The organism is Micromonospora peucetia (assembly GCF_900091625.1).
Taxonomy (GTDB): domain Bacteria; phylum Actinomycetota; class Actinomycetes; order Mycobacteriales; family Micromonosporaceae; genus Micromonospora; species Micromonospora peucetia.
Genome location: NZ_FMIC01000002.1, coordinates 5,193,152 through 5,219,082, shown reverse-complemented (window position 1 = coordinate 5,219,082; position 25,931 = coordinate 5,193,152). Strand labels below are relative to the sequence as shown.

The window sequence follows — 25,931 nt, the reverse complement described above, 5'->3', positions numbered from 1 at the left end:
GCGATGGCCGGCCGCGCCGTACCGCCGGGTCGCCTGCGGCGCCGGTTGACCATCGCGTTCGTGCTCGTCGCCGGCGTCTCCGCCGGGTTGCTGGCCGGCGGGTCCTGGCTGCTGCTGCGGCAGGCCCGTTACGACGCCTCGCTGCACCAGGCAGCGGCCGACGCCCGCTACCGGCTCGTCCTGGCCGGACAGTTCCTGCCACTGACCGACCAGCGTCGCGGCGAACTGCTGACCAGCTTCGAGGGCAGCGGCCGGCACGTGGTGCTCGTCGACGGGGAGGCGCTGCCCTCCCACCGGACGTACGCGCCACCGCTGGGCGCACGGCTTCGGGCCACCGTCGCGGCCGGACAGCTCGGGTACGAGCGGTCGTTGCCGCAGGCCCGGCCCCGGCTGCTCGTGGTCGGCGGGCGTGTCCCCGGCTCGACGGCCGAGCTGTACGTCGTCACCGTCGAGGACGACCTCGCCGCCGGCCTGGACCAGCTGCGCACGTCGCTGCTGGCCGGCTGGGTGCTGGTGGTGCTGCTCGCCGCCGGGGTGGGGCACACGCTCGCCCGGCGCACGCTGGAGCCGGTCAGCCGGGCCAGCCGGGCCGCGCGGGCGCTCACGGAGGGCCTGCTCGACACCCGCCTGCCGGTGCAGGGACGCGACGAGTTCAGCGTCTGGGCCGCGTCGTTCAACGAGATGGCCGAGGCGCTGGAGTCCAAGATCGAGGCGTTGTCCGCCGCCCAGGCCCGGGAGCGGCGGTTCACCGCCGACGTCGCGCACGAGCTGCGTACCCCCGCGACCGCCCTGGTGGCCGCGGCGTCGCTGCTGCGCGAGCACCTCGACCAGTTGCCGGGCGACGCGCGACGCGCGGCGGAGCTGCTGGTCGCCGACGTGGTCCGGCTGCGCCGGCTGGTCGAGGACCTGATGGAGATCTCCCGGCTGGACGCCGGGCAGGAACGGCTCTCCGTCGCCGACGTGGACCCGGTCGCCCTGCTGCGGGCGATCGTCGCGGCGCGCGGTTGGTCGGACCGGGTGCTGGTCGCCGGCGTGCCCGTCCCGTTGCGCACCGACCCGCGCCGGTTGGAGCGGGTGCTGGCGAACCTGATCGCCAACGCGGTCGAGCACGGCGCCGGCGAGATCCGGGCCAGCGTGGTCGGCGACGGGCCGCTGGTCGTCTTCGAGGTCACCGACCGGGGCCCGGGCATCCCGGCCGCGCACCTGCCGCGCCTGTTCGACCGCTTCCACAAGGTGGACCCGGCCCGCTCCGGCCGGGGCAGCGGGCTGGGCCTGGCCATCGCCCGGGACAACGCCCACCTGCTCGGCGGGCGGCTGGGCGTGCACAGCGAACCCGGGGTGCTCACCCGTTTCCGCCTGGACCTGCCGGCCGAGCCACGACAGCCGGCCCCGGACGGTGCGGGATGAGCCGGCCTACCGTGGTCGCCGCCCTGCTCGCCGCCGCACTCCTGCCCACCGGATGCGCCACGCCCCGGTCCGGCTCACTCGGCCCCGCGCCCACCGCGCCGCCGCCGGCCACCACCCCCGTCGCATCGGCGCCGCCGCCCATCACGGCGCCGCCCACCACGCCGCCACCACCGCCGGCCGGGCCCGGTCCGTCGGCCCCGCCCACGTCGACCACCGCCGGGCCGGCCCGCCCGGAGACGGTCACCGTTGAGCTGTGGTACGTCCGGGACGGGCGGATCGCGCCGACCCGGCGCACCCGGCCGGCCACCGTGGCGACGTCCCGCCTGGCGCTGGCCGAGCTGGCCGCCGGGCCGACGCCGGTGGAGGCCGCCACCGGGCTGAGCACCCTGCTGCCCGCTGGCGGCGAGGTCACCGGCATCGCCGCCGGCGTGGCGACGGTCGCGCCCGCCCCGGCCGGCGGCGACCCGACGACACGGCGGCTGCGCGAGGCGCAGGTGGTCTACACGCTCACCCAGTTCCCCACCGTTCGGCAGGTGCGCTTCGCCGCCGGTCCCCCGCTCGGCCGGGGCGACTACCCGGACCTGCTACCGCCGATCCTGGTCACCGGCCCGGCCATCGGCGAGCGGGTCGGCAGCCCGGTCACCGTCGCCGGCAGCGCCGACGTGTTCGAGGCGACCGTCACGGTCCGGGTGCTCGACGCCGCCGGCCAGGCGGTGGCGACCGCCTTCACCACGGCCACCTGCGGGACGGGCTGCCGGGGCGACTACCGGATCGCCGTGACCTACCGGGTGCCGCGGGAGCAGGCCGGCACGATCGAGGTGTACGAGGTATCGGCCGACGACGGGACGCGGACCCACGTGGTCACGGTGCCCGTCACCCTCACCCCACCCGGCTGACGTCCCCGGTCACGACTCCGACGTGACGCCGGCGGGGGCGCCGGTCTCCCGCAGCCGCCCGTCGGCGAGCCGCAGCCAACGGTCCACCCCGATCGCCGCAAGGAACCGTTCGTCGTGGCTGATCACCACGAACGCGCCCTCGTACGCGTCGAGCGCGCTCTCCAACTGACCGACGCTGACCAGGTCCAGGTTGTTGGTCGGCTCGTCGAGCAGGAGCAACTGTGGCGCCGGTTCGGCGAACAGCACGCAGGCCAGGGTGGCGCGCAGCCGCTCGCCGCCGGACAGCGCCCCGACCGGCAGGTGGGCGCGGGCGCCCCGGAACAGGAAGCGGGCGAGGAGGGTCATCCGCTGCGCCTCCGGCATCGCGGGCGCGAACGCGGCCAGGTTCTCCGCCACCGTGCGGTCGAGATCCAGCAGGTCCAGCCGCTGCGACAGGTACGCGATCCGGCCGTCGGCCCGCCTGGTCCGGCCGCCCTCCGGTGGCACGTCGCCGTTGACCATCCGCAGCAGGGTGGACTTGCCGGCGCCGTTCGGCCCGGTGAGCGCGATCCGCTCCGGCCCCCGGATCGTGAGGTCCACGCCGTCACCGGCGAACAGGGCACGGTCGGTGTAGCGGACCTGCATCCCCTCGCCGTGGAAGACCGTGCGTCCGGCCGGGAGGTTGGTACCGGGCAACTCCAGCGTGATCCGCTGCTCCTCGCGCAGAGCGCGGCCCGCCTCGTCGAGCCGGGCCTTGGCGTCGCTGACCCGCGCGGCGTGCGTCTCGTTCGCCCGGCCCGCCGACTCCTGGGCGCCCCGCTTCATGGTGCCGGCGAAGATCTTCGGCAGGCCGGCGCTCTTGAGGTTGCGGGCGGCGTTGCCGGCCCGGCGCTCGGCCCGCTCGCGGGCCTGCTGCATCTCCCGCTTCTCCCGCTTGACCTCCTGCTCGGCGTGGCGGATGTTCTTCTCGGCGACCTCCCGCTCGGCGCTTACCGCTTCCTCGTAGGCGGTGTAGTTCCCGCCGTAGGAGCGGACCTCGCTCCGGTCGAGTTCGAGGATTCGGTCCATCCGGTCCAGCAGCGCCCGGTCGTGGCTGACCAACAGCAGGCAGCCGGTCCAGTCCTCCAGTACGGCGTGCAGCTTGCGGCGGGCGTCGAGGTCCAGGTTGTTGGTCGGCTCGTCGAGCAGCAGGACGTCGGGCCGCCTCAGCAGTTGTGCCGCCAGGCCGAGGGAGACGACCTGACCGCCGCTGAGCGTGTGCAGGGGCCGGGTGAGGGCCACGTCGTCGAGGCCGAGCCGGTCCAGTTGGGCGCGGGTGCGCTCCTCGACGTCCCAGTCGTTACCGATCGTGGTGAAGTGCTCCTCGTCGGCGTCCCCGGACTCGATGGCGTGCAGCGCCTCGATCACCGGCGCGACCCCCATGACCTCGGCCACCGTCAGGTCGCCGGCCAGCGGAAGGCTCTGCGGCAGATAGCCGAGCACCCCGTCGACGGTCACGGACCCGCCGGTGGGTTGGTGCTCGCCGGCGATCAGCTTGAGCAGCGTGGTCTTGCCGGCGCCGTTCGGCGCGACGAGGCCGGTACGACCGGCGCCCACGGTGAACGACAGGCCGTCGAAGACCGGGGTGTCGTCCGGCCAGGAGAAGGAGAGGCGCGAGCAGACGATGAACGCATCAGACATGCGGAAGCCCTTGAGGTGAGGTGGGCGCCGCCGGGGCGCCCGGAGGGACGGGATTCAGGAAACGACGGACCGTCACCACGGCGCGTCGAAACGCCTGCCGTGGCCGGGCACCTCCCGGTGTCACCCGGAGATGTCGTCGTCACCCGCCATGTCTGGTCTCCCTGTCCCGATCACTCGTCGCCCATCCTAACAGCGCGATCCCGGCACGCCGGGTGCGCGCGACGCCTCCGGCGGCGTCAGAGCCCCGCGCACGGGTCGTCACCCAGCGAGCAGCCCTCGGGCGCCCTGGTGATCGGGTCGAGGTCACGGACGGCGAACGTGAACGTCCGCGAGCGGCCGGCCGGCACGGGCGGCCCGGTGAAGGTGACGACCTGCCCTTCCTGCCGCCAGTCGGCCCCGCTGACGTCGGTGATCGTGCCGCCCTCGGCCAGCGTCACGACCACCGTCCAGCCCTTCGCCGCCGCGCCGCCGGCATTGTCGAGGACCACCTCACCTGTGTAGCCGATGAGCCGCGTCGACACGGTCTCGTAGCGCGCGGCCACGGCCGAAGCCGACGGTGCGGCCGAGGTGGGCGTACGCGACGGCGTCGCCGAGGGCGTTCGGCTCGGGCGGGGCGTGGGCGACGTGGTGCTTCGGGTGGGAGCGGCGGAGGCGGTCGGCTTCGGCGTACGGCTCGCGGTGGTCGTGGCGGTCGGCGACGGCGTCGGGCCCGGGCCGGCGGCGGGCTCCGGCTCGGCCGGCAGCACCGCCCACACCACCGCCCCGGCCACCAGCACGACAGCGGCCAGCCCCGCGACCAGCAGCGGCCAGCGGTGCCGGCCGGCCGGCACCGGCTCGTCGCCGAACCCCTCGGTCACCGGCATCTCGGCGGTCATCCCCGCCTCGCCCCGACGCAGGTCGACCTGCCGGAAGGCCAGCCAGTCGAGGATGGCGGGCAGCCGCCCGGTCAGCGCCTGCCGGTAGGACTCCTCGCGGCGCTCGCGCTGCTCGTCGGACCAACTGCCGTGCTCCAGCACCTCGCGGACCGACAGCCGGCAGCCCTCGGCGGTGGGGACGACGGCACAGGCCAGCCGGCTGCGCCGGCCACCCTCGAGGCACCGCAACGCGATCAGCTCCGGCTCCCGACGGTCGGTCACCTCCGCGTCGACGGCGGCGTCGAACCCGGGCAGGCCGGCCGTGAACAGCAGCAGCCGGTGGCGTGCCCCGGCCATCGGCTCGACCTCGGTGAACCACCGGGCGAGCAGACCGCGATCCGTCAATGCGTGCCACACCCGGTCCGCCGGGTGGAACAGGTCGACCTGCACGTCGATCTCGATCACGGCGCGACTCTACGGGTATCGATCGCGGGCCGGCCCGGACGGGGGATCCGCCGTCCGGGCGGGCCGACGGTCATCCCTTCACGCAGACCACCTGCTTGAGGTGCGCCACCACCTCGACCAGGTCCTCCTGCTGCGCCATCACCTGGGTGATGTCCTTGTACGCGCCGGGGATCTCGTCGACCACCCCGGCGTCCTTGCGGCACTCCACACCGGCGGTCTGTGCGGCCAGGTCGGCGGTGTTGTACGTCCGCTTGGCCTGCGCCCGCGACATCCGCCGCCCCGCCCCGTGCGACGCCGAGCAGTACGCGTCCGGGTTCCCCTTGCCCCGCACGATGTACGAGCCGGTGCCCATCGACCCCGGGATGATGCCCAGGTCCCCCCGACCGGCCCGGATCGCCCCCTTGCGGGTGACCAGCACGTCCACGCCGTCATAGCTCTCCTCCGCCACGTAGTTGTGGTGGCAGGAGATCGGCTCGTCGTAGCTCACCTGCGGGAACTGCTCCCGCACCACCCCGCAGAGCAGGGCGAGCATGACCGCCCGGTTGCGCCGCGCGTACTCCTGCGCCCACCACAGGTCCCGGCGGTAGGCGTCCATCTCCGGCGTGCCGGTGAGGAACACCGCCAGGTCGCGGTCGGGCAGGTCGGTGTTGTGCGGCAGCCTCCGGGCGACGGCGATGTGCCGCTCCGCCAGCTCCTTGCCGATGTTGCGCGAGCCGGAGTGCAGCATCAGCCACACCCGTCCCTCGTCGGCGCCGCCCTGCTCCAGGCAGACCTCGATGAAGTGGTTGCCGCCGCCGAGCGTGCCCAGCTGCCGCTGGGCCCGGGTCTCCAGCTGCGCCACCCGCCGGTCGAGGTCGGCGAACCGGCGCCAGAAGTCGTCCCAGCCGCCCTGCTCCACCCCCCGGATCCGGCGCGGGTCGACCGGCTTCTGCCGCTGCGCGAAGCCGACCGGGATGGTGGCCTCGATCGCCGACCGGAGCCCGGCGAGGTCGTCCGGCAGGTCGGCGGCGGTCAGCGAGGTGCGGACCGCCGACATGCCGCAGCCGATGTCGACGCCGACCGCTGCCGGTGAGACGGCCTGCCGCATCGCGATGACCGAGCCGACCGTGGCCCCCTTGCCGAAGTGCACGTCCGGCATGACCGCGACGCCCTGCACCCACGGGAGCGCGCCGATGTTGCGCAGTTGCTGGGCGGCCTGCGGCTCGAGGCCGTAGGGATCGGTCCAGACCCGGACCGGCGCGCGGGTGCCCGCGAGCGGGGTGAAACTCATCGTCGTCTCCTCGTTTCGTCGGCCGGTCGCGACAGTCGTGGCGGGGCCGGAAGGGATGCCGGCGTCGTGACGGGCATCGCCGGGATGGGGTTGCGCCGGTCCGGGTGGGACGAAAAAGCCGCCCGGACCCCGGTGGGGTGGGCGGCTGCGCGTACGCGCTGGCGCTAGACGCGCCGCCACCCCGGCTGCCGGCCCTGCTCGGGACGGCGCTGACCGCAGGCTGGTTTGCCCGTGGGCAGCAAGGCACCACCACACGGCGTCGGCCATGTGGCGTCGGTGCGGTTGCGCTGCGGCACGGCGTACTCCCCTGGGGTCGTTCGGTTGACCTTGCGCCGATGACGGTAGGCGGGACGGACGGTGGTCGCAATGGATATTGACGAAACGATGGGTCGCGGTAAAACCAACTTCCCTATCGCTCCCTTTCATGACTACATTAGGGGACGATGAGTGAGGAAATGTACTCGGTAGAGCAAGTGGCCGAGCGGCTGGGCCTGCACGTACGCACCGTGCGCGGCTACATCCGCGCCGGCCGGCTCAGGGCGGTGCGGATCGGCAAGCAGTACCGGATCGCCCGCGCCGACCTCGACGCGCTGACCGGTCGGCCGGCACCCGCCCGCCCCGCCGGCGGCGCGGCCGTGGAGGTGTCGAGCATCGTGCAGATCGACGGCGTCGACCGGGCCGCGGCCGACCGGCTGGGCACGCTCGTCCTGGCCGCGGCGAACGCCTCCCACCACCCCGCGCACCCGCTGCGCATCCAGACCGTCCACGACGAGGAGCGACACCGCATGAAGATCGTGATCCTGGGCGGCGCCTCGGCCACCGCCGAGATGCTGCACCTGCTGGACGCCGTGCTCGACGGCGACACCGGCCTGCTCGACGGGGAGGCCGACGGTGCCTGACGTCATCCAGGAGCGGGCCGGGGTGCCGGTGCTCATGTGCGATCCGGCCGGCCCGCCGGTGGCCACCGAGCAGGACGCGCTGGACCTGATCGGCGCGGCCTTCGCCGGCGCCGAGGTGGTGGCGGTGCCGACGAGCCGGCTCGACCCGTCCTTCTTCTCCCTCGGCACCCGCTTCGCCGGCGAGATCATGCAGAAGTTCGTCAACTACCGGATACGCCTGGTCGTCGTCGGCGACATCTCCCGGCATCTCGCGGCCAGTTCGGCCCTGCGCGCCCTCGTCGACGAGTCGAACCGGTCCGGTCACGTGTGGTTCGTCGACGACCTCGACGCCCTCGACGCCCGGCTGGTCGCCTACCGGACGTGAGGATGCGCTACGGTCGACGGCCGTGGCCCTGATGCGCGCTGACTTCTACTCCGAAGCGCTCGGCATGAGCACCTCGATGACGGTGATCCTGCCGCAGCGGACCTCCTCGCAGATCGGCCTGACCGGCAGCGCCCCGGAGGGCGACCCGCCCGTGCTCTACCTGCTGCACGGCCTGTCCGACGACGACACCGTCTGGCTGCGCCGCACCTCGATCGAACGCTACGTCGCGCCGCTCGGTCTCGCCGTGGTGATGCCCCAGGTCGGGCGCAGCTTCTACACCGACGAGGAGCACGGCAACCGGTACTGGACCTTCCTCAGCAGCGAACTGCCGCAGCTGTGCCACGAGTTCTTCCGGCTCTCGGCCCGCCGGGAGGACACCTTCGTCGCCGGGCTCTCGATGGGCGGCTACGGGGCGGTGAAGTGGGCGCTGCGCGAACCGGGCCGGTTCGCGGCGGCGGCGAGCCTGTCCGGCGCGCTGGACGTGGCGACCCGCCGCCATCACCCGACCGCGCCCCTCGACCCCGCCGTCTGGCACACCGTCTTCGGCGAGCGCGCGGTGACCGGCACCGACGACGACACCATCGCCCTGCTCGACCGGACGCCGGGCACCGAACGGCCCGCGCTCTACGTCGCCTGCGGCACCGAGGACTTCCTGTACGAGGACAACCTGACCTTCGTCACGGCGGCCCGCGAGCGGGGCGTCCCGCTCACCGTGGACTTCTCCCCCGGCGCGCACGACTGGGCGTACTGGGACGCGAAGATCCAGGACGTGCTGGCCTGGCTGCCGCTGCGCCCCGCCGGCTGAGCGTCTCCGGCTGAGCGTCGCGCCCCGGCGTCGACCGTCGAGCGTGGGTTCAGGCGCCGACGGTGCCGTCGATGCCCTCGCGGAGGAGGTCGGCGTGGCCGTTGTGGCGGGCGTACTCGTGGATCAGGTGCAACATCACCAGCCGCAGGGACACGTCCTCGCCGGACCGGGCGTGGTGGCCGGTCACGTCGAGCGACGCGGCCTCCCGCTCGACGCGGCGGGAGTACGCGACCTCCCGCTGCCAGGCGTCGAACGCCTCGGCGCGGGTGGCGCCGCTCGCGTCGTACGCCACCTGGAAATCGCCGGAGTCCGACCAGACCAGCGGGACGTCCTCGCCGTCGATGGTGCGGCGGAACCAGGCCCGCTCCACCTCCGCCAGGTGCCGGACCAGGCCGAGCAGCGACAACGTGGACGGGGGCATCGACTGACGGCGCAGGTCCTCGTCGCTCAGCCCGTCGCACTTCATCGCGAGGGTCGCCCGGTGGTAGTCGAGGAAGGCGCGCAGCATCTCGCGCTCGTCCCCGGTGACGGGCGGTCCGATCCGTTCGGCGGCCACGGCACACTCCCCCTCACCGACGGCACGGTCGCCGTCCGACGGTCGCCCGGTTCGGAACCCCGCCGTGAGGTGATCATGCCGGACGTCGCCAGCCCGTGACGCGCCGCCTCCCGCCGCGCGCGGCGCTCAACCGCCCGCCCGCTCGGCCGAGGAGCGGGCCACCGGCAGGTCGAAGTACGTGTCCGGCCATGGCTCGTCGCGGTAGCGGTAGTGCCACCACTCGCGGTCGTAGTTGACGAAGCCGCCGTCGGTCATCAGCTGCCGCAGCAGCCGCCGGTTGTCCCGGGCCACCCCGGTGACCTGCGGCGAGTCGGTGTGCGCGAGCGGGTCGAAGCAGTCGAAGCCGGTGCCCATGTCGACACTGTTGTCGGCGAACCGCTGCCCCCGGGGCGCGGTGCAGGAGACCAGGGGCTGGCCCGGAACGTACGGGGACTGGGTGGGGGTCGGCACGTCGACCAGGGTCAGGTCGACGGTGCTGCCCCGGCTGTGCGCGGTGGGGGCACCGATGTACCCCTCGTCGAACAGTTCCGACTTCGCCACCCGGGGATAGAACTCGGCCTTCATCTGCTGCTCGCCCGGCTGCTTTGCCCAGCTGACGAAGTCGTCGGCGGCCCGCCGGGGGCGGTAGCAGTCGTACACCTTCAGGCTGCGGCCCCGGGCCAGCGCGGCGTCCTGCACCCGGCGCAGCGCCTCGGCGGCCGGGCGGGTGAGCAGGCAGAGCGGTTCGGGGTAGCCGGCGACCGGCCGGCCGACGAAGTTGTGCACGGTGGCGTACCGGATGTCGGTCCGGATACGCGGGTCGACGTCGGCGAGGACGACGAAGCCCGGCGGGCGCGGCGTCGCCGCCGAGGCGGACCCCGGCGGCGGTGCCGAGGACGCTGGCGTCGGCGCCGAGGCGGACGCTGGTGCCGACGAGGGCGGGACGGACGGCGGCGGCGCGGCCGGTGGCGACGGCGCGGGTCGGGTGCAGCCGGCCGCGAGCGCCACGATCACGACAGCCGTCGCGACCGCCCGGGCGCCGGCCCGCCCCCGGGCGGTCGCGGTGCCCGGGGCTCGACGGCGGATCCGGACCGGCCTGGCCACGCACCCTGTCTATCAGGCTACGGGCCGTCGGACGCCCGGTCCGGCGACAGTGTCGGCGAACGCCACCGCTCACCCGGCCAGCGGCGTGACGGCGAACCGGGGGTGCAGCCGCCGGGTGTGGTCGACGTGCCGGGCGGGGCCGCGCAGCGCGACCGCCGCCACGAGCCGGTGGTCGGTGCTGGACGCCGCGAGCCGCAGTTCCAGTTCGCCCGGCTCGACGACGCGTCGCCCGTCGCGCCCGGTGAACGAGAACAGGTCGGCCGGTACGGCCAGGTCGACCCGGCAGGCCGCGCCCGCCGGCAGCGGCACCCGGAGGTAGCCGATCAGCCGCTGCACCGGCTGGACCACCGAGGCCACCGGGTCGTGGGCGTAGACCTGCACCACCTCGCTGCCCCATCGGGAGCCGGTGTTGCGCAGCGTGAAATGCAGCCGCAGTTCCCCGTCGGTCGCCGCGACCGGCGCGTCGAGCACCAGGTGCGACCAGTCGAACGTGGTGTAGCCCAGGCCGTGCCCGAAGCCGTACGCCGGCGTCGGGTCGATGTTGGAGACGTCGCTGGCCTGGCCCAGCCGGGCCGACAGGTAGGTGGTGGGCTGGGCGCCCGGCCCGCCGGGCACGCTGACCGGCAGCCGCCCCTGCGGCGCGACCCGACCGCTGAGCACACCGGCGACAGCCGGGGTGCCCTCCTCGCCGGGGAAGAACGCCTGCACGATCGCCGCCGCCTCGGTCACCGCCCGGCCCAGTGCGTACGGTCGCCCGGCGAGCAGCGTCACCACCACGGGCGTGCCGGTCTCCAGCAGCGCGTCGAGCAGGTGCTGCTGCGCCCCCGGCAGGGCCAGCGACTCGGCGTCGCAGCCCTCGCCGCTGGTGCCCCGCCCGAACAGTCCCGCCCGGTCACCGAGCGCGGCGATGACCACGTCCGCGCTCCGCGCCGCCTCGACCGCCGCGGAAACCCCGCCGGTGTCGTCGCCGTCGACGGAGACGCCGGCGACGGTGACCACGTCGCTGTCGGGGAACTCGGCGCGCAGCGCCGCCGCCAGGGTGGGCAACTCGATGCCGACGGGCACGTCGGGGTGTCGGGAGCCGACGTGGGCGGGGAACGAGTAGCAGCCCAGCACCGCCGTGGGGCTCTGCGCCTGCGGGCCGAGAAGCGCGATCCGGGCCGGCGGGCGCAGCGGCAGGGTGCCGTCGTTGGCCAGCAGCACCACGGAGCGCTCGGCGACCTCGCGGGCCAGTGCCCGGTTGGCCGGCGGATCGAGGTCGACGGTGCCGCGCAGCGCGTCCGGGTCGGCCAGGTCGACACCGGCCAGCGCCGCCGGCACCGGGTTCCAGTCGGCGTCGAGGAGGCCGAGCTGCCCCTTCTGGGTCAGCACCCGACGCACCGCCCGGTCGATCAGCGCCTCCGGCACCGCGCCGGCCGCGAGCGCCTCCCTCAGCGGCTCGCCGAACGTCTTCACCGTCGGCAGCTCGACGTCCACCCCGGCGACGAGGGCGGCCCCGGCCGCCTCCGCCCAACTGCCGGCCACCCCGTGCAGGGTGCGTAGGAAGGCGATGCCGAAGTAGTCGGCCACCACCGTGCCCGGGAAGCCCCAGGCGTCGCGGAGCAGGCCGGTCAGCAACTGCTCGTCGGCCGCCGAGGGCACGCCGTCGGTGTCGGTGTAGGCGTGCATCACCGACCGCGCGCCGCCCTCGCGCACCGCCATCTCGAACGGCGGCAGCAGCACGTCCGCGCGCTCGCGGGGGCCGATCGACACCGGCGCCAGGTTCCGGCCGCCCCGGGAGGCCGAGTAGCCGGCGAAGTGCTTCAGGGTGGCCACCACGCCGGCGGACTCCAGACCCCGGACATACGCGGTGGCGATGGTGCCCACCAGGTACGGATCCTCGCCGATCGTCTCCTCCACCCGCCCCCAACGCGCGTCGCGCACCACGTCGAGCACCGGCGCCAGGCCCTGGTGCACCCCGACGCGACGCAGGTCGGCGCCGATGGCGGCGGCCATCCGCCCGATCAGCTCCGGGTCGAAGGTGGCACCCCAGGACAGCGGCACCGGGTACGCGGTGGCACCCCAGGCTGCGAAGCCGGCCAGGCACTCCTCGTGCGCCATCGCCGGGATGCCGAACCGGTTCGCGGCGGCGATCCGTTGCTGGGTCCGCAGCAGGGAGAGCGCACCGAGCGCGGGGTCGACCGGGGCGGTGCCGAACGGTCGGGTCAGCTGGCCGAGACCGGTGTCCAGCAGCGCCGCCAGGTCGACCGGCTCCTCCATCTCGTGCTGGTACGGCGCGACCTCACCCCCGTCGGCGGCGGCGCCGACCCAGACGCCGTAGAGCTGCGCCACCTTCTCCGGCAGGGTCATCGCGGCGACCAGGGCGTCCACCCGGATCGCGAGGTCGAGGGTCGGATCGGTCCAGATCGCGGTGCCGGAGGCGATGTCGAGGGTCACGTTGTCGGTCACTTTCCTCCGACGCCCATCAGCCCCTGCACCAGGGCCCGCCGGGCGAACAGATAGACGAGCAGGACGGGCACCATCGACAGCACGACCGCGGCGAGCAGGCCGGGAATGTCGATCCCGTACTGCGTCTGGAAGTTGTAGAGGCCGAGGGTGATCACCTTGGTGGAGTCGGACTGGGTCAGGATCAGCGGGAACAGGAACCCGTTCCACGCCTGTAGGGCGGAGAAGACCGCGATGGTGGCGATCCCGCCGCGCGACAGCGGCAGCACCAACCGGAGGAACACCCGTGCCGGGGTGGCGCCGTCGATGGCCATCGCCTCGTACAGGTCGGAGGTGATGTCCCGCATGACGCCGCTGAGGATCAGCGCGCACACCGGCAGGGAGAAGGCGGCGGTGGGCAGGATGACGCCGACCAGGTTGTCGTAGAGCCCGGCCTTGCTGATCAGGTAGAAGATCGGCACGATGACCGCCTGCGCCGGGATCGCCAGGCCCAGCAGGAACAGCCGGAACACCTGCGAGGTGAGCCGGCTGCGGCTGCGCACGATGGCGTACGCCAGTGGCGGCACGAGCAGCAGCACGATGGCCACCACGCTCGTGGTCACCACCAGGGTGTTGAGCAGGTACCGGCCGAAGCCCTCGTCGAAGGCGCCGGTGTAGTTGTCCAGGGTGAAGGTGCCGGGCAGGGCGATCGGGCCGTTGCGGCCGTAACCCTCGCGGGTCTGCACGCTGATCGCCAGCATCACGTAGATCGGCAGGCCGACCAGGAGCAACCAGGCCACGGCGCCGATCCCGGCCAGCCAGTTCGGGCGACGCCGCCTCACAGTCCCTCCATCGTGGAGCGCATCCGGTCGTAGCCGGAGACCCGGACCACGATCAGCGAGATGACGGTGGCGACGACGACGAGGAGCAGGGCGATGGCCGCGCCGGCGCCGAAGTCGAAGCTGCGGAACGCCTGCTCGTACATGTGGTAGGCGGTGATGGTGGTGTCGGTGCCCGGGCCGCCCTGGGTCAGGATCAGCACGGTGTCGAACGTGGTCAGCCCGCCGACGACCATCAGCACCACCGAGGTGATCATGGCGTTGCGCAGCTGCGGCAGGGTGACGTGGCGGAACTGCCCCCACCGGCCTGCGCCGTCGACCTCGGCGGCCTGGTAGAGGACCGCCGGCACGGCGCGGGCCGCACCCTGGTAGATCAGCGCGTGGAACGGGATGAACTGCCAACTGCTGACGAAGACCAGCACGGCGATCGCGCCGGCCCGGCTGCCGAAGAGGTTCCCGTCGCCGAACAGCCACGGAGCCTGGCCGGGCACGCCGAAGTTCGGGTCGAGCAGCGCCCGCCACAACACCGACACCGCCGTCGCCGACAGCAGCAGCGGGAGGAAGAAGATGGCGGACAGCACCGCGCGGTTGCGCTGCTGCCCGGCCGCCCACACGCCGATCAGCAGGCTCAGCGGCGTCTGCACCAGCACGCCGAGGGCGGTGAGCAGGATACTCAGCCACAGGCTGTTGATCATGACGGGGTCGCGGGCCAGTCGCTGCCAGTTGTCCAGGCCGACGAACTCCGGCGAGCCGAGGCCCGCCCAGCTGGTGAAGCTGAGCACGGCCACGAGGACCAGCGGGACGAGCGCGAAGAACCCGAAGAACAGGGTGGCGGGCAGTGCCCAGGCGAAGCCCGGGCGGCTGAGGACGGGGCCGCCCGGGCTTCGTCGGGCCCGTCGCTGCTCCGGCACGGTGGGGGCGGCGAGGGTGGTGGACATGATGCGGTCAGCCCGCCTGCAGGGACTGCATGGCCTTGATGAAGCCGGCGGCGTCCAGCCGGCCGTTGCAGTGCTGCTGCACCGCCTGGTGGATGGTCGTGGTCGCGGCCGGCGGATACGCCTGGTCCCAGGAGAGCTGGAAGTTCGGGGCCTGCTTGACCAGGGTGAACTGGTACTTCAGGTAGTCCGGGTTGGTGGCGCCGTCGAGGAACTTCTCGGTGTTGGTGGTGGTCGGCAGGTTGCCGATGGACAGCTGGGCCTGGACGAACTCGTCGGAGTACTGGAGCTTGAGGAACTCCGCCACCGCCTCCGGGTGCCGGGTCTTCTTCAGCACGGAATAGAAGTTGTTGGTGTTGCCGACCACGTTGCCCGGGTCGCCCTTGCCGCCCGGGACGCTCGGGAAGGCGCTCCAGCCGAGGTCCTTGGCCGCGAACACCGGGTTGGCGTCGTGGTGGGTCGAGTAGTTCCAGGAGCCCATCAGCTCGAAGCCGGCCCTGCCGGCCGCCAGCAGCGCGGGCGAGCCGCCGTCGGTGAACTTCACCGAGTCGAAGTTGGTGCCGAAGGCGCCCGCGTCGGTCAACTGCCGCAGCAGTTCCAGGGCGCGACGGCTCTCCGGGCTCTCCCAGGCGCTCTTGTCGCCGGCGAGCGCCTTGGCGAACAACTCGGGGCCGGCTACCCGGTCGTAGAGGTACTGGTACCACATCTGGGTCGGCCACTGGTCGCCGCCGCCGAGCGCGATCGGCGTGATCCCCTTGGCCTTGAGGGCACCCACCGCAGCAAGCAGGTCGTCCCACGTCTTCGGCACGGCGATCCCGGCGTCGGCGAGGACCTTCTTGTTGTGGAACAGCAGCACCGGCTGGGTGCCGCGCATCGGCACCCCGTACGCCTTGCCGTCGACCGTGGCGGTGTTGAAGACCGAGGGCAGGAAGTTGTCCTTCAACCCCGGGTCCTTGGCGATCATGTCGTCCAACGGCAGCAGCAGGTCTGCCTTGACGAACGGGGTGATGCTGCCGCCGCCCCAGTTGAAGAAGACGTCCGGCGCCTGCCTGGTGTTGATGATGGTCTGGAGCTTGGTCTGGTAGTCGGCACCGGGGATGGTGTCCAGCACCGCCTTGACCTTCGAGGTCTTGTTGAACGTGTCGACGAGCTGTTTCTCGACCTTGTTGGTGGCGTCGCCGTACACCAGGATGCGGATCTCGTCTCCGCCGGCGGCCGAGTCGCCGTCGCCGCAGGCGGTCAGTGGCAGCGCCAGCGCGAGGGCGGCGCCGAGCGCGACCACCCGGGCGAGCCGCGTGCGTACAGTCATGATCAACCTCTCGTGGTGGGGTGCGTGGTGGGGGGCGTCGCCGCCGGCGCGACGACCGAAAGGTGTCCGACAAGTTTCCGGAATACTTCCGTAACTTGTCCGAACGCTAGAACCGACCTGCCGTGTCGTCAACCCCCGATCGTGGGGCAAGATGGGCCGGTGGAGCGGCCCCGCCGTTCCGGACGTTTTTCGGTGGGTGACGGGTACGGTCGGGCTTCCGACCGGGTGAAGGAGACGCGGGTGGACGGCGACGACGGGCGCAGGATCACCATCACCGCCATCGCACGGGAGGCCGGGGTCTCGGTGCCGACCGTGTCGCGGGTGCTCAACGGGCGCTCGGACGTGGCCCCCGACACCCGCGAGCGGGTGGAGGAACTGCTGCGCCAGCACGGCTACCAGAAACGCGGCAGCCGCACGGTGAGCCGCGCCGGCCTGGTCGACCTGGTCTTCAACGACCTGGACAGCCCCTGGGCGGTCGAGATCATCCGAGGGGTCGAGGACGTCGGGCACGGCGCTGGCGTCGGCACGGTGGTCTCCGCGATACACCGCCAGTCGACCGCCGCCCGGCAGTGGTTGCAGAACCTGCGGGCCCGGGCCACCGACGGCGTCATCTTCGTGACCTCGCACCTGAGCCCGCCGTTGCACGCGCAGTTGCGCCGCCTCAACGTGCCCGTGGTGGTCGTCGACCCGGCCGGCGTGCCGGCCACCGACGTGCCGACCATCGGGGCCACCAACTGGGCCGGCGGCCTCGCCGCGACCGAGCACCTGCTGTCGCTCGGGCACCGGCGGATCGGCTTCGTCGCCGGGCCGACGCACCTGCTGTGCAGCCGGGCCCGCCTGGACGGCCACCGGGCCGCGCTGGAGGCCGCCGGGGCGCCGGTGGAGGACCAACTGGTGCACCCCGGCGACTTCTACCACGCCTCGGGCTTCGCCGCCGGCACGGCGCTGCTCGACCTCGACGAGCCGCCGACGGCCATCTTCGCGGCCAGCGACCAGATGGCCTTCGGCGTCTACGAGGCCGTCCGCCGCCGGGGGCTGCGGATCCCCGACGACGTCAGCGTCGTGGGCTTCGACGACCTGCCCGAGGCCCGCTGGGCCTCACCGCCGCTGACCACCGTCCGGCAGCCACTGGTGGAGATGGGTCGGCTGGCCGCCCGGACCGTGCTGCGGCTGGCGCAGGGCGAAGGAATCGACTCCCCCCGGGTGGAACTCGCCACCCACCTGGTCACCCGGGACAGCACGGCCCCGCCGCGCCGGCCGTGACGGCCGCAGCCCGGCGTCGACGCTCCCGGTAGCGTTCCGAAAGTTCCGGCCGGGCATGATGTGGGCCCCCGCCGTCCGTTGGGCCGCCCGGGCAACCGGGCCGACCCGACGGACGGCGGAACGACCGGGCCAACGCCCGGCGGACGGACGGACGATGCCCCGCCCCGCCCCCGCCCCCGCCCCCGCCGATCTTGCAGTTTCCGCCCCCACAAAAGCGTCATATACCGCAGATCGCGGACACAAAGTGCAAGATCGCGGCGGGAGGGGGAGGGAGGGAGGCCGCCGCTGGCTCAGCGGTGATGGTGGCGGTGCCGTTCCGCGCGCCTGATGTCCACCGGCAGGGCCGGCGCGCCGTCGACCGGCGCGGGATCCTCGACGGTGGGGGCGATGCCGCCAGCGGCGATCCGGTCGAGGGTGGCCAGGCCGGCGGCGTCGATCGAGCCGAAGACCGTGTAGTTGGGGCGCAGCGCCGAGTCCGACTGGACCAGGAAGAACTGGCTGCCGTTGGTGTCGGGGCCCGCGTTGGCCATGGCCAGGGTGCCCCGGGCGTAGAGCCGGCGCACCCCGGTCGGGTCGGTCGGCGCCGGCGGCAGGTCGGTGGGCAGTTCGTCGGCGTAGCGGTAGCCGGGGCCACCGGAGCCGGTGCCGGACGGGTCACCGCACTGGAGCACCCGCAGCGTCGGGTACGCGGTGAGCCGGTGGCAGGAGGTCCGGTCGTAGAAGCGGTGGCGCACCAGGTGCAGGAAACTCTGCACGGTGCAGGGAGCCGCCTCCCGGTCGAGGGACAACCCGATCGGCCCCTGGTTGGTCCGCAACGTGATTCGCACGGTGCCCCGGTCCGGGGTGCGTCTCGGGTCGGGCGGCAGCGGGACCGGCCGGGCTGCCGGGTCCTCGGGCGTCTCCGTGTAGGCACACGGGCCCGGCGTGACCCGGGGATCGGCAGCGGCGTCGGCCGGGGACCCGCCAGGCGCGGCGACCGCGGCGGCGCCACCGCCGGTGATCAGCGCGCCCGCCACCAGGGCCACTCCGGCGAGGCGGCTCAGCGTACGGGCCGGTCGACGGCGGGCCGCGATCGACGGCGGGACGGGGTGCGGTGGGGGTTCGCTCGACACGGGGGATCCTCCCGGGAGTCGTGACACCAGAAAGACCGGAGTCTATGGACCCCATCACCGATTGTCGATCCGCTCCCGCCGCCGGCGGGTAAGAAAGGTCCTTCCTCACCCGTTCAGCTTCAGCGTCGTGCCTGCGGGCCACGGGCCGGTCGCTCCCGCACGCCCGGTCAGGAGGGCCGACGCCGTCCCGCCCGGCGCCGCCAGAGCAGCGCCGCCCCCAGCAACCCGATCACCGCCGCCACGACCGCGGCCACCGGCCACCGCGCGACCAGCCCGTCCTCGAGCGGGCCGCTGGCCGCGGCCGGACGCGGTTCGCCGGTGGCGGCGAGCACGGACGGCGTGGCGGCTGCCGACGCGGTCAACTCCCCCGGCTCGACCAGCCGGCCGACGGCAGCCCCACGGGGCAGCGAGAAGCCCCAGTCGAGCAGGGCGGCGCCCTGCTCCCAGCCCCGCGCGGGCTGCGGCTCGGCGCCGAGCAGCGTGACCACCAGCCGCCGTCCGTTCCGCTGCGCCGCCCCGACGTAGGTGTGTCGGGCCAGGTCGGTGAAGCCGGTCTTGCCGCCGAGCGCACCCGGGTAGCGGTAGATGAGCTGGTTCTCGTTCTGGATCTCGAAACCCTTGGTCCGCTGCGCCGGCTGGGCGGGGATACGGTGTGCCTCGGTCAACGCGTACCGGCGGAACGTCGGGTCGGCGAAGCAGGCCCGGGCGATCAGCGCCAGGTCGTACGCGCTGGTGAACTGGCCCTTTCCGTCGAGGCCGGACGGGGTGACCGCGTGGGTCTGCAGGGCGCCGAGACGGTGCGCCTCCTCGTTCATCGCCCGCACGCCGCCGGCCATTCCGTCCGGCCCGCCGCCGAGGCGGGCCAGTACGTTGGCCGCCTCGTTGCCCGACTGGAGCAGCAGCCCGAGCCAGACGGTCTCGATCCGGTAGCGACCGCCGGCGACCAGCCCGACGGCCGAGGAGCCCGGTTCGATGTCCATGTCCCCGTCGGTGACGGTAACGACCTGTTGCGGGTCGAGTCGGGGCAGCATGGTGGCCGCCAGCAGCAGCTTCTGCACGCTTGCCGGGGTGCCGTACTCGTGCGGGCCGCAGCCGCCCAGCACCTGACCGGTGTCCAGGTCGGCGACCAGCCACGAGATCGCGGTGACGGCCGGCGGGCGCGCGGCCCCCGCCGGGACGACCAAACCGGCGGTGTCCAGCGCCGGGCCGCCGACGGCCCGCTCCTGCGGCTCGGCCGGCGGCGGCGACGGGCGGGGCGGCCGGGACATCCGGGGCGCGGGCGCCTTCGGGCAGGGCGCGGGCGGGACGACGCCGGACGCGGGCGTCACACCCGCCGGCCCGGGTGTCCCGGAGACGGCCGGTCCCGGCGCGACGGAGACGGCCGGCCCGGGTGCCCCGGAGACGGCCGGCCCGGGCGCGACGGAGACGGCCGGCCTGGACGCGACGGAGACGGCGGGACCGGTCGGACCGGCCGCCGCGGGGACGGGCGCGCCGGCGCCGAGGAGGACGGCGGTCGCCACGGCCGCCAGCAGCCGAACCTTCATGCCCCGCACCCTAGTCGGCGGGGTTCGGGGTAGGGGCCGGGTTCCCCATGCCCGGGATACGGGGGCCACCCGGACCGCCTGCGGCAGCGCGGGGACCTGCCGGACCCCGCGCGGCGGCGTGCGGCGGCGTGCGCCACCCCGATTCCGGGACCATCGGCCCTGCCGCCCGGCATACCGGGGACGGAAGCTGGGAACTGAAAGCGGTAGACGATCTTCCGGTTTGCGCGACAAGTGACGCCGTGCCGACGACCCGTCTCTCGCGCCGCAGAAGACCGACCCGAAGGGACGACCATGGAAGCCCTCTCGCTGACCCGCCTCGCCGACGAGCAGCTCGCCGCCGCGCGGAAGGCCGACAGCGGACGCAGCGCCCGTTCCCTGCACGCGGGCCGGGACCGTCGGCTGCGGCAGACCCTGCTCGCCCTCCGGGGTGGGCGGTCCCTCGACGAGCACGACAGCCCGGGCGAGGCGACGCTACAGGTGCTCGTGGGGCAGGTGCGTCTGGTGGCCGGAGACGAGTCCTGGGAGGGCGACGCCGGCGACCTGGTGGTCATCCCGCCGCTGCGGCACGCGCTGCACGCCGTCACGGACGCCGCCATCCTGCTCACCGTGACACCTCGGCCGTGACCACCGTCCCGGCCAACCGTCGCCGCCCGTACGCCGGACCGGCCGGGCGGCCCACGGCGGGCGGCCCCGGTCACCCGCCCGGCCGACCCCGGTCGTCGGGCTGGGTGCCGCCACAGCACGGCGCGTGGGCGATGCTGCTGCTGCCCGTCCTGGCGGCGCTGACCGTCACCGGCGCGCACCCGCTGCACCTGCTCCTGCTCGGGGCCGCGCTCGCCGGGTACCCGCTGTCGTACTTCGGGTTGCAGGCGGTCAAGACCGGCCGGCTCCGCCGGGTACGACCGCAGCTCGTCGGGTACGGCCTCGCCACGGTCGCGCTCGCCACCCCGGTGCTGGTGGCCCGACCCGCGACGCTCGCCTACGCCCCGCTCTACGCGGCCCTCGCCGCCGTGAACGTCGGCTACGCGCGCTGGCGCCGGGACCGGTCGTTCGTCAACGACCTCGCCTTCGTGGCGCAGTGCGGGCTGCTCGGTCTCGTCGTAGCCACGGTCGCCGAGGTGCCGTGGACCAGCGTGGCCGGGGTGACGGTCGTGGTGCTGGGCTACCTGGTCGGCACCATTCTCCACGTCAAGACGATGATCCGGGAGCGGGACAGCGTCCGGTACCGGTGGGTGTCGTGGACCTACCACGCCGTCGCCGCGGTCGCCGCCGTGCTCTGGGCGTCGGTGCCGGTCGCCGTGCTCTTCACGGTGCTGCTGGCCCGGGCGGCCCTGCTCGCCGGGCGCCGGGTCACGCCGAAGCGGGTGGGGCTGGTCGAGACGGCGTGCGCCCTGCTGGTGCTCGCAGCGGTGGTGCTCTGACCCGTCGGTCGACCTGGCCGCCGACCCACTGCCGCCGGGGTGGGCTGGCGCGACGCCGGCAGCGGCATCCACTCGGATACCTTCGTGGATACCCCTCGATCAGTCGGACCTGGACGGTGTCGTCATGCGCTTCCTCTTCCTCCTCGGCAGCTCACGCTCCGGCGGCAACACCGAGCTCCTGGCCCGGCGCGCGGCGGCCTCGTTGCCGGCCGGTGTTGAGCAGCGCTGGCTCCACCTGGCCGACCACCCCCTGACGCCCTTCCGGGACATCCGGCACGACGAGCAGCGCCACCCGCAGCCGACCGGCAACGAGGGGCTGCTGCTGGCGGAGACGCTCGCCGCGACCGACCTGGTGATCGCCTCCCCGCTCTACTGGTACAGCGTCAGCGCCGCCACCAAGCTCTACCTCGACCACTGGTCCGGCTGGCTGCGGACGCCCGGCGTCGACTTCCGGCAACGCATGCGTGGCCGCCGGATGTGGGCGATCAGCGTCCTCAGCAACGAGGACGAGGCTCAGGCGGATCCGCTGGTGGCCACGCTGCGGTTGAGCGCCGACTACCTCGACATGCGGTGGGGTGGCGTGTTGCTCGGCCACGCCAACCGGCCCGGCGAGGTGCTCCACGACACGGTCGCGTTACGCGCCGCCGATGCCTTCTTCGCCCCGGCGCAGCCGGAGCCCGCCGCCCGGGACGGGCGGGTCGCCGAGCCGGCATCCTGCTGACCTCGGGTCATGCCGAACACGCCGCGTCGGTTGGCTCACAAGCCGTTGCGTCCGGCATCCCCACCGGCTAAAACCGGGGAACGATCGCCCGGACCCCCCGGCGACGGTGGCGAGGTGATGGCCGTGGCTCTGATCTCCTATGACGACACCGACTCGGCGGCCTTCGCCGCGACCCGGGAGCTGCCGCGCAGCGGCCTGGACCGCTGGCGGCACGCGGTGCAGCAGCACCTGCGGCCGCGTACCGGCACCACCCTGCTCGACGTCGGAGCCGGCACCGGCGCCTGGGCTGCCGCCTTCACCGACTGGTTCGGCGCCCGGGTGGTGGGGGTGGAGCCCGCAGAAGCGATGCGTTCCCGTGCCACCCACCGACCACTGCTCGGCGGCGACGCCGTCGCGCTGCCGCTGCGCGACTCCATGGCGGACGCCGCGTGGCTGTCCACGATGGTCCACCACCTCGGTGACCTCGACGCGGCGGCGCGCGAGCTGCGCCGGGTGCTCCGGCCGGGCGCGCCGGTGCTGATCCGCTCGCCGTTCCCCGGGCGGCACCAGCGGATCGCCCTGTTCCGTTGGTTCCCGGAGGCGGTGCGGGTCCTGGAGACCTACCCGGACCTGGCCCGGGTGCGCGCGGTGTTCGCCACGGCCGGGTTCACCGTCAGCACCGTCGAGCCGGTCGCGCAGACCACGGCGGCGTCGCTGGCCGAGTTCGCCGAGCGCCTCGACCGCCGGGCCCACACCCCGCTCCAGTTGATCACCGACGAGGAGTACGCCGACGGCCTGGCCCGGCTCCGGGCCGCGGCCGGCGCGGCGACCGGCCCCGTCGTGGACCACCTCGACCTGCTGGTGCTGCGCTGAGTCAACCCGGCAGGGTCGGGTCGCGGTGCCGCAGGTAGTCGTGCAGCGCCGCCGAGGCGCGCAGCCGCCGCAGGCTGCGCCGGTGCAGCTCCTGCTCCCGCTTGGCCAGCTCCGCGTGGACCCGCTGGGCGCTGCCGGTGGTGCGCATCTCGTCGAGCACGGCCGCGATGATGTCGAACGGGTACGCTCCCCGGCGCAGCAGCGCGACGACCTGCGCGGCACGCAGCTCGGCCGCGTCGTACACCCGGTAGCCGGTGCCGCGCTCGCGGACCGGCCGGAGCAGGCCGCGCTGCTCCCACAGCCGTAGCTGCGGGGTGTGCACGCCGACCAGGTCGGCGACCTCACCGATGCGGACCCCGCGCCGGGGCGCCGGCAGGACGGCAGCCGGACTGGTCACCACGGTCTCGAACGCACCGAGCACCCGCCGGATGTCGGCCCGTTCGCGGTCCAGCTCGGCGTGGCCGGCGTCGAGCGCCGCCAGCGCCGCCGCCAGGTCGCCCTGGTGCACCGCGACCATGACCTCCCGGGTACGCGCCCAGCCGTGTCCCTCGGCCATCCGCCGGACAACAGCCAGCGCCCGCACGTGGTCGGCGGTGAAGACGCGGTAGCCGGCGGGGGTGCGCTCGACCGGTGGCAGCACACCGAGGTCGACGTAGTTGCGGACCTGCTGGACGGAGATGCCGGCCGTCGCCGCGACCTCCGCCCCCCGCCACCGTCCCGTCTCCCCCACCGGGCCACCCTATCCCTCTCCACGTGGTTTGAGACTTTCCCCCCTGCTTCGGGCAGTGGCAGCCGGTCAACGACATGAAACCCTCCACGGGCACTTCAATGAGACGATTGAACGCGGCCTGGCCTCCGTAGATGCAATCGGGCGGGACGCCGCCCACAATCTCGCGAAGGGTTCGCATGCAGCAGCCAGCACGCTCCGCCGCCGACAGTCACGACATGATCGAGGTACGCGGAGCCCGGGAGAACAACCTCGCCTCCGTCTCGGTCGACATCCCCAAGCGCCGGCTGACCGTCTTCACCGGGGTCTCCGGCTCCGGGAAGTCCTCCCTGGTCTTCGGGACCATCGCCGCCGAGTCGCAGCGAATGATCAACGAGACCTACAGCGCCTTCCTCCAGTCGTTCATGCCGAACCTGAGCCGCCCCGACGTCGACTCGCTGCGCAACCTGAGCGCGGCCATCGTCGTCGACCAGGAGCGGATGGGCGCGAACTCGCGCTCCACCGTAGGCACCGCCACCGACGCGTACGCGATGCTCCGGATCATCTTCAGCCGGCTCGGCACCCCGCACGCGGGTGGGGCCGGCGCGTTCAGCTTCAACCTGGCCGAAGGCATGTGCCCGACCTGCGAGGGCCTCGGGCGGGTTTCCGACCTCGACGTCGACGAACTGGTCGACGTGGAGCGTTCGCTCAACGACGGCGCGATCAGGGTGCCCAACTTCGCTGTCGACTCGTGGTACTGGCAGACCATCGTCAACTCCGGGTTGTTCGACCCTGACACCAAGCTCCAGGACTACACGCCGCAACAGTGGGAGGACTTCCTCCACAAGCCGTCCACCAAGATCAAGGTGGGCAGCAACAACTGGACGTACGAGGGCCTGGTGGTCAAGGTACGCCGGCTCTACCTGGCCAAGGACCGCGAGTCGATGCAGGCGCACATCCGTGCGTTCGTCGACCGGGCGGTCACCTTCACCACCTGCGCCGACTGCGGCGGCGCCCGGCTCAACGCGGCGGCGCTGTCCGCTCGGATCGACGGGCGCAACATCGCGGAATGCTCGGCGATGCAGATCAGCGACCTGGCCGGGTTCGTCCGCGCGATCGGCGAACCGTCGGTCGCCCCGCTGGTCGGCAACCTGTGCGACCTGCTCGACTCGCTGGTCGAGATCGGCCTGGGCTACCTCAGCCTGGACCGCGAGTCCGCCACCCTCTCCGGCGGCGAGGCGCAGCGGGTGAAGATGGTCCGGCACCTCGGCTCCAGCCTCTCCGACGTCACGTACGTCTTCGACGAACCGACCGTGGGCCTGCACCCGCACGACATCGCCCGGATGAACGACCTGCTGCTGCGCCTGCGCGACAAGGGCAACACGGTGCTGGTCGTCGAGCACAAGCCCGAGACGATCGCGATCGCCGACCACGTGGTCGACCTCGGGCCCGGGGCCGGCACGGCCGGCGGCCGGATCTGCTTCACCGGTGATGTCGCCGGCCTGCGCCGCTGCGACACCCTCACCGGCCGGCACCTCGACCACCGGGTACGCCTGCGCGAGCACGTCCGCCGGCCGTCCGGCCAACTGTCGATCCGCAACGCCGACCTGCACAACCTGCGGGACGTCAGCGTCGACATCCCGCTCGGGGTGCTGACCGTGGTGACCGGGGTGGCCGGCTCCGGCAAGAGTTCACTGATCCACGGCTCGCTGCACCGCCGCGACGGCGTGGTGGTCGTCGACCAGTCCCCGATCCGGGGCTCCCGGCGCAGCAACCCGGCCACCTACACCGGTCTGCTGGACCCGATCCGCACCGCCTTCGCCAAGGCCAACGGGGTCAAGGCGGCGCTGTTCAGCGCCAACTCCGAGGGCGCCTGCCAGACCTGCAAGGGCATCGGCCTGGTCTACACCGACCTGGCGATGATGGCCGGTGTCGCCTCGGTCTGCGAGCAGTGCGAGGGGCGGCGCTTCACCGACGAGGTGCTCACCTACCGGCTGCGGGGCAGGAACATCAGCGAGGTGCTCGCGATGTCCGCCTCGGAGGCCCGGGACTTCTTCCCCGGCGGCCCCGCCCGGGCGATCCTCGACCGGCTGGTCGACGTCGGGCTCAGCTACCTCACCCTGGGCCAGCCGCTCAACACGCTCTCCGGCGGCGAACGGCAACGCCTCAAGCTGGCCATCCGGATGGCCGACAGCGGCAGCACCTACGTGCTGGACGAGCCGACCACCGGCCTGCACCTGGCCGACGTGGACCAGTTGCTCGCCCTGCTGGACCGTCTCGTCGACGCCGGCAACACCGTCGTCGTGATCGAGCACCACCAGGCGGTCATGGCGCACGCCGACTGGCTGATCGACCTCGGTCCGGGGGCGGGGCACGACGGCGGCCGGATCGTCTTCACCGGCACGCCGGCCGACCTGATCGCCCGCGGCGACACGCTGACGGCCCGCCACCTGTGCGAGTACGTGGACCGCTGAAGTCGCCCGCCGGACGGTCCCGTCCGGCTCAAGGAAGCACAGCGGCCGGTCGTCCAGGTCAAGGGAACACAGC

Annotated in this window: 23 protein-coding genes; 11 read left to right on the top strand and 12 right to left on the bottom strand. The window is 73.5% G+C overall.

Features of this window, described 5'->3' with window-relative positions:
- Positions 1 to 3: 3 nt before the first annotated feature.
- On the top strand, positions 4 to 1,407 hold the full coding sequence (locus tag GA0070608_RS23625) for a sensor histidine kinase (RefSeq protein WP_091630681.1): 1,404 nt from the start codon (positions 4 to 6) through the stop codon (positions 1,405 to 1,407).
- Positions 1,404 to 2,303, top strand: a complete 900-nt coding sequence (locus GA0070608_RS23620) for a Gmad2 immunoglobulin-like domain-containing protein (protein WP_091630680.1) — start codon at positions 1,404 to 1,406, stop codon at positions 2,301 to 2,303. Before GA0070608_RS23625 ends, GA0070608_RS23620 begins: the two co-directional genes overlap by 4 nt.
- A gap of 9 nt (positions 2,304 to 2,312) precedes the next feature.
- On the opposite strand, the gene abc-f is transcribed toward GA0070608_RS23620, so the two are convergent.
- The 3 genes from abc-f to GA0070608_RS23605 form a co-directional block, all read right to left on the bottom strand.
- On the bottom strand, positions 2,313 to 3,962 hold the full coding sequence (gene abc-f / locus GA0070608_RS23615; RefSeq protein ID WP_091630679.1) for a ribosomal protection-like ABC-F family protein: 1,650 nt from the start codon (positions 3,960 to 3,962) through the stop codon (positions 2,313 to 2,315).
- Between the two features lie 236 nt (positions 3,963 to 4,198).
- The gene (locus tag GA0070608_RS23610) at positions 4,199 to 5,281 is read right to left on the bottom strand and encodes an SRPBCC family protein (protein WP_091630678.1); all 1,083 of its coding nucleotides are present in this window, start codon (positions 5,279 to 5,281) and stop codon (positions 4,199 to 4,201) included.
- 70 nt (positions 5,282 to 5,351) lie between these two features.
- Complete coding sequence (locus tag GA0070608_RS23605; protein WP_091630677.1) at positions 5,352 to 6,551, bottom strand: RtcB family protein; 1,200 nt, start codon at positions 6,549 to 6,551, stop codon at positions 5,352 to 5,354.
- Between the two features lie 443 nt (positions 6,552 to 6,994).
- Between GA0070608_RS23605 and GA0070608_RS23600 the strand changes: the two genes are divergently transcribed.
- From GA0070608_RS23600 to GA0070608_RS23590, 3 genes are read left to right on the top strand one after another with little or no spacing between them, the layout of a single operon-like run.
- Positions 6,995 to 7,450, top strand: a complete 456-nt coding sequence (locus GA0070608_RS23600) for a helix-turn-helix domain-containing protein (protein ID WP_245715902.1) — start codon at positions 6,995 to 6,997, stop codon at positions 7,448 to 7,450.
- Entirely contained in the window at positions 7,443 to 7,814 is a 372-nt protein-coding gene (locus GA0070608_RS23595; protein ID WP_091630675.1) for a DUF4180 domain-containing protein, read from the top strand. Before GA0070608_RS23600 ends, GA0070608_RS23595 begins: the two co-directional genes overlap by 8 nt.
- Before the next feature lie 22 nt (positions 7,815 to 7,836).
- On the top strand, positions 7,837 to 8,619 hold the full coding sequence (locus tag GA0070608_RS23590; protein WP_091630674.1) for an alpha/beta hydrolase: 783 nt from the start codon (positions 7,837 to 7,839) through the stop codon (positions 8,617 to 8,619).
- A 49-nt stretch (positions 8,620 to 8,668) separates the two neighbouring features.
- On the opposite strand, the gene GA0070608_RS23585 is transcribed toward GA0070608_RS23590, so the two are convergent.
- The 6 genes from GA0070608_RS23585 to GA0070608_RS23560 form a co-directional block, all read right to left on the bottom strand.
- Positions 8,669 to 9,175, bottom strand: a complete 507-nt coding sequence (locus tag GA0070608_RS23585) for a DinB family protein (RefSeq protein ID WP_245715901.1) — start codon at positions 9,173 to 9,175, stop codon at positions 8,669 to 8,671.
- Positions 9,176 to 9,301: 126 nt separating this feature from the next.
- Positions 9,302 to 10,168: a M15 family metallopeptidase gene (locus GA0070608_RS23580; RefSeq protein WP_245716139.1), complete on the bottom strand. Its 867-nt coding sequence runs from the start codon at positions 10,166 to 10,168 to the stop codon at positions 9,302 to 9,304.
- 159 nt (positions 10,169 to 10,327) lie between these two features.
- A complete protein-coding gene (locus tag GA0070608_RS23575) occupies positions 10,328 to 12,706 on the bottom strand; it encodes a beta-xylosidase/alpha-l-arabinosidase (protein ID WP_245715900.1) in 2,379 nt (792 codons plus the stop codon).
- Entirely contained in the window at positions 12,703 to 13,524 is an 822-nt protein-coding gene (locus GA0070608_RS23570) for a carbohydrate ABC transporter permease (protein WP_245715899.1), read from the bottom strand. The genes GA0070608_RS23575 and GA0070608_RS23570 overlap by 4 nt, the downstream gene beginning before the upstream one ends.
- Positions 13,521 to 14,459: a carbohydrate ABC transporter permease gene (locus GA0070608_RS23565; RefSeq protein ID WP_091630673.1), complete on the bottom strand. Its 939-nt coding sequence runs from the start codon at positions 14,457 to 14,459 to the stop codon at positions 13,521 to 13,523. Before GA0070608_RS23565 ends, GA0070608_RS23570 begins: the two co-directional genes overlap by 4 nt.
- Positions 14,460 to 14,466: 7 nt before the next feature.
- Entirely contained in the window at positions 14,467 to 15,765 is a 1,299-nt protein-coding gene (locus GA0070608_RS23560) for an ABC transporter substrate-binding protein (protein WP_091630672.1), read from the bottom strand.
- A 240-nt stretch (positions 15,766 to 16,005) separates the two neighbouring features.
- Here GA0070608_RS23560 and GA0070608_RS23555 point away from each other — a divergent pair, with 240 nt between their 5' ends.
- Complete coding sequence (locus tag GA0070608_RS23555; protein ID WP_091635958.1) at positions 16,006 to 17,028, top strand: LacI family DNA-binding transcriptional regulator; 1,023 nt, start codon at positions 16,006 to 16,008, stop codon at positions 17,026 to 17,028.
- A 290-nt stretch (positions 17,029 to 17,318) separates the two neighbouring features.
- Here the strand turns inward: GA0070608_RS23555 and GA0070608_RS23550 are convergent, their stop codons facing one another.
- Positions 17,319 to 18,140 (bottom strand): peptidylprolyl isomerase, encoded by an 822-nt coding sequence (locus GA0070608_RS23550; RefSeq protein WP_411970730.1) that lies wholly within the window; start codon positions 18,138 to 18,140, stop codon positions 17,319 to 17,321.
- A gap of 167 nt (positions 18,141 to 18,307) precedes the next feature.
- Positions 18,308 to 19,684, bottom strand: a complete 1,377-nt coding sequence (locus GA0070608_RS23545) for a D-alanyl-D-alanine carboxypeptidase family protein (RefSeq protein ID WP_326563893.1) — start codon at positions 19,682 to 19,684, stop codon at positions 18,308 to 18,310.
- A gap of 291 nt (positions 19,685 to 19,975) precedes the next feature.
- Here GA0070608_RS23545 and GA0070608_RS23540 point away from each other — a divergent pair, with 291 nt between their 5' ends.
- The 4 genes from GA0070608_RS23540 to GA0070608_RS23525 all read left to right on the top strand — a co-directional run bounded on the left by GA0070608_RS23540 (position 19,976) and on the right by GA0070608_RS23525 (position 22,678).
- Positions 19,976 to 20,308 carry a cupin domain-containing protein gene (locus GA0070608_RS23540; protein WP_091630671.1) on the top strand — a complete coding sequence of 111 codons (333 nt, stop codon included), beginning with the start codon at positions 19,976 to 19,978 and terminating at the stop codon, positions 20,306 to 20,308.
- Positions 20,305 to 21,105: a YwiC-like family protein gene (locus GA0070608_RS23535; RefSeq protein ID WP_245715898.1), complete on the top strand. Its 801-nt coding sequence runs from the start codon at positions 20,305 to 20,307 to the stop codon at positions 21,103 to 21,105. Before GA0070608_RS23540 ends, GA0070608_RS23535 begins: the two co-directional genes overlap by 4 nt.
- A gap of 124 nt (positions 21,106 to 21,229) precedes the next feature.
- Positions 21,230 to 21,826 (top strand): flavodoxin family protein, encoded by a 597-nt coding sequence (locus GA0070608_RS23530; RefSeq protein WP_091630670.1) that lies wholly within the window; start codon positions 21,230 to 21,232, stop codon positions 21,824 to 21,826.
- Between the two features lie 123 nt (positions 21,827 to 21,949).
- Positions 21,950 to 22,678, top strand: coding sequence for a class I SAM-dependent methyltransferase (locus GA0070608_RS23525; protein ID WP_091635939.1), 729 nt, complete (start codon positions 21,950 to 21,952; stop codon positions 22,676 to 22,678).
- 1 nt (position 22,679) lies between these two features.
- Here GA0070608_RS23525 and GA0070608_RS23520 read toward each other — a convergent pair whose 3' ends face one another.
- Positions 22,680 to 23,408 (bottom strand): MerR family transcriptional regulator, encoded by a 729-nt coding sequence (locus GA0070608_RS23520; protein ID WP_091630669.1) that lies wholly within the window; start codon positions 23,406 to 23,408, stop codon positions 22,680 to 22,682.
- Positions 23,409 to 23,584: 176 nt separating this feature from the next.
- Between GA0070608_RS23520 and GA0070608_RS23515 the strand changes: the two genes are divergently transcribed.
- Entirely contained in the window at positions 23,585 to 25,858 is a 2,274-nt protein-coding gene (locus GA0070608_RS23515) for an ATP-binding cassette domain-containing protein (RefSeq protein WP_091630668.1), read from the top strand.
- Positions 25,859 to 25,931: the final 73 nt, after the last annotated feature.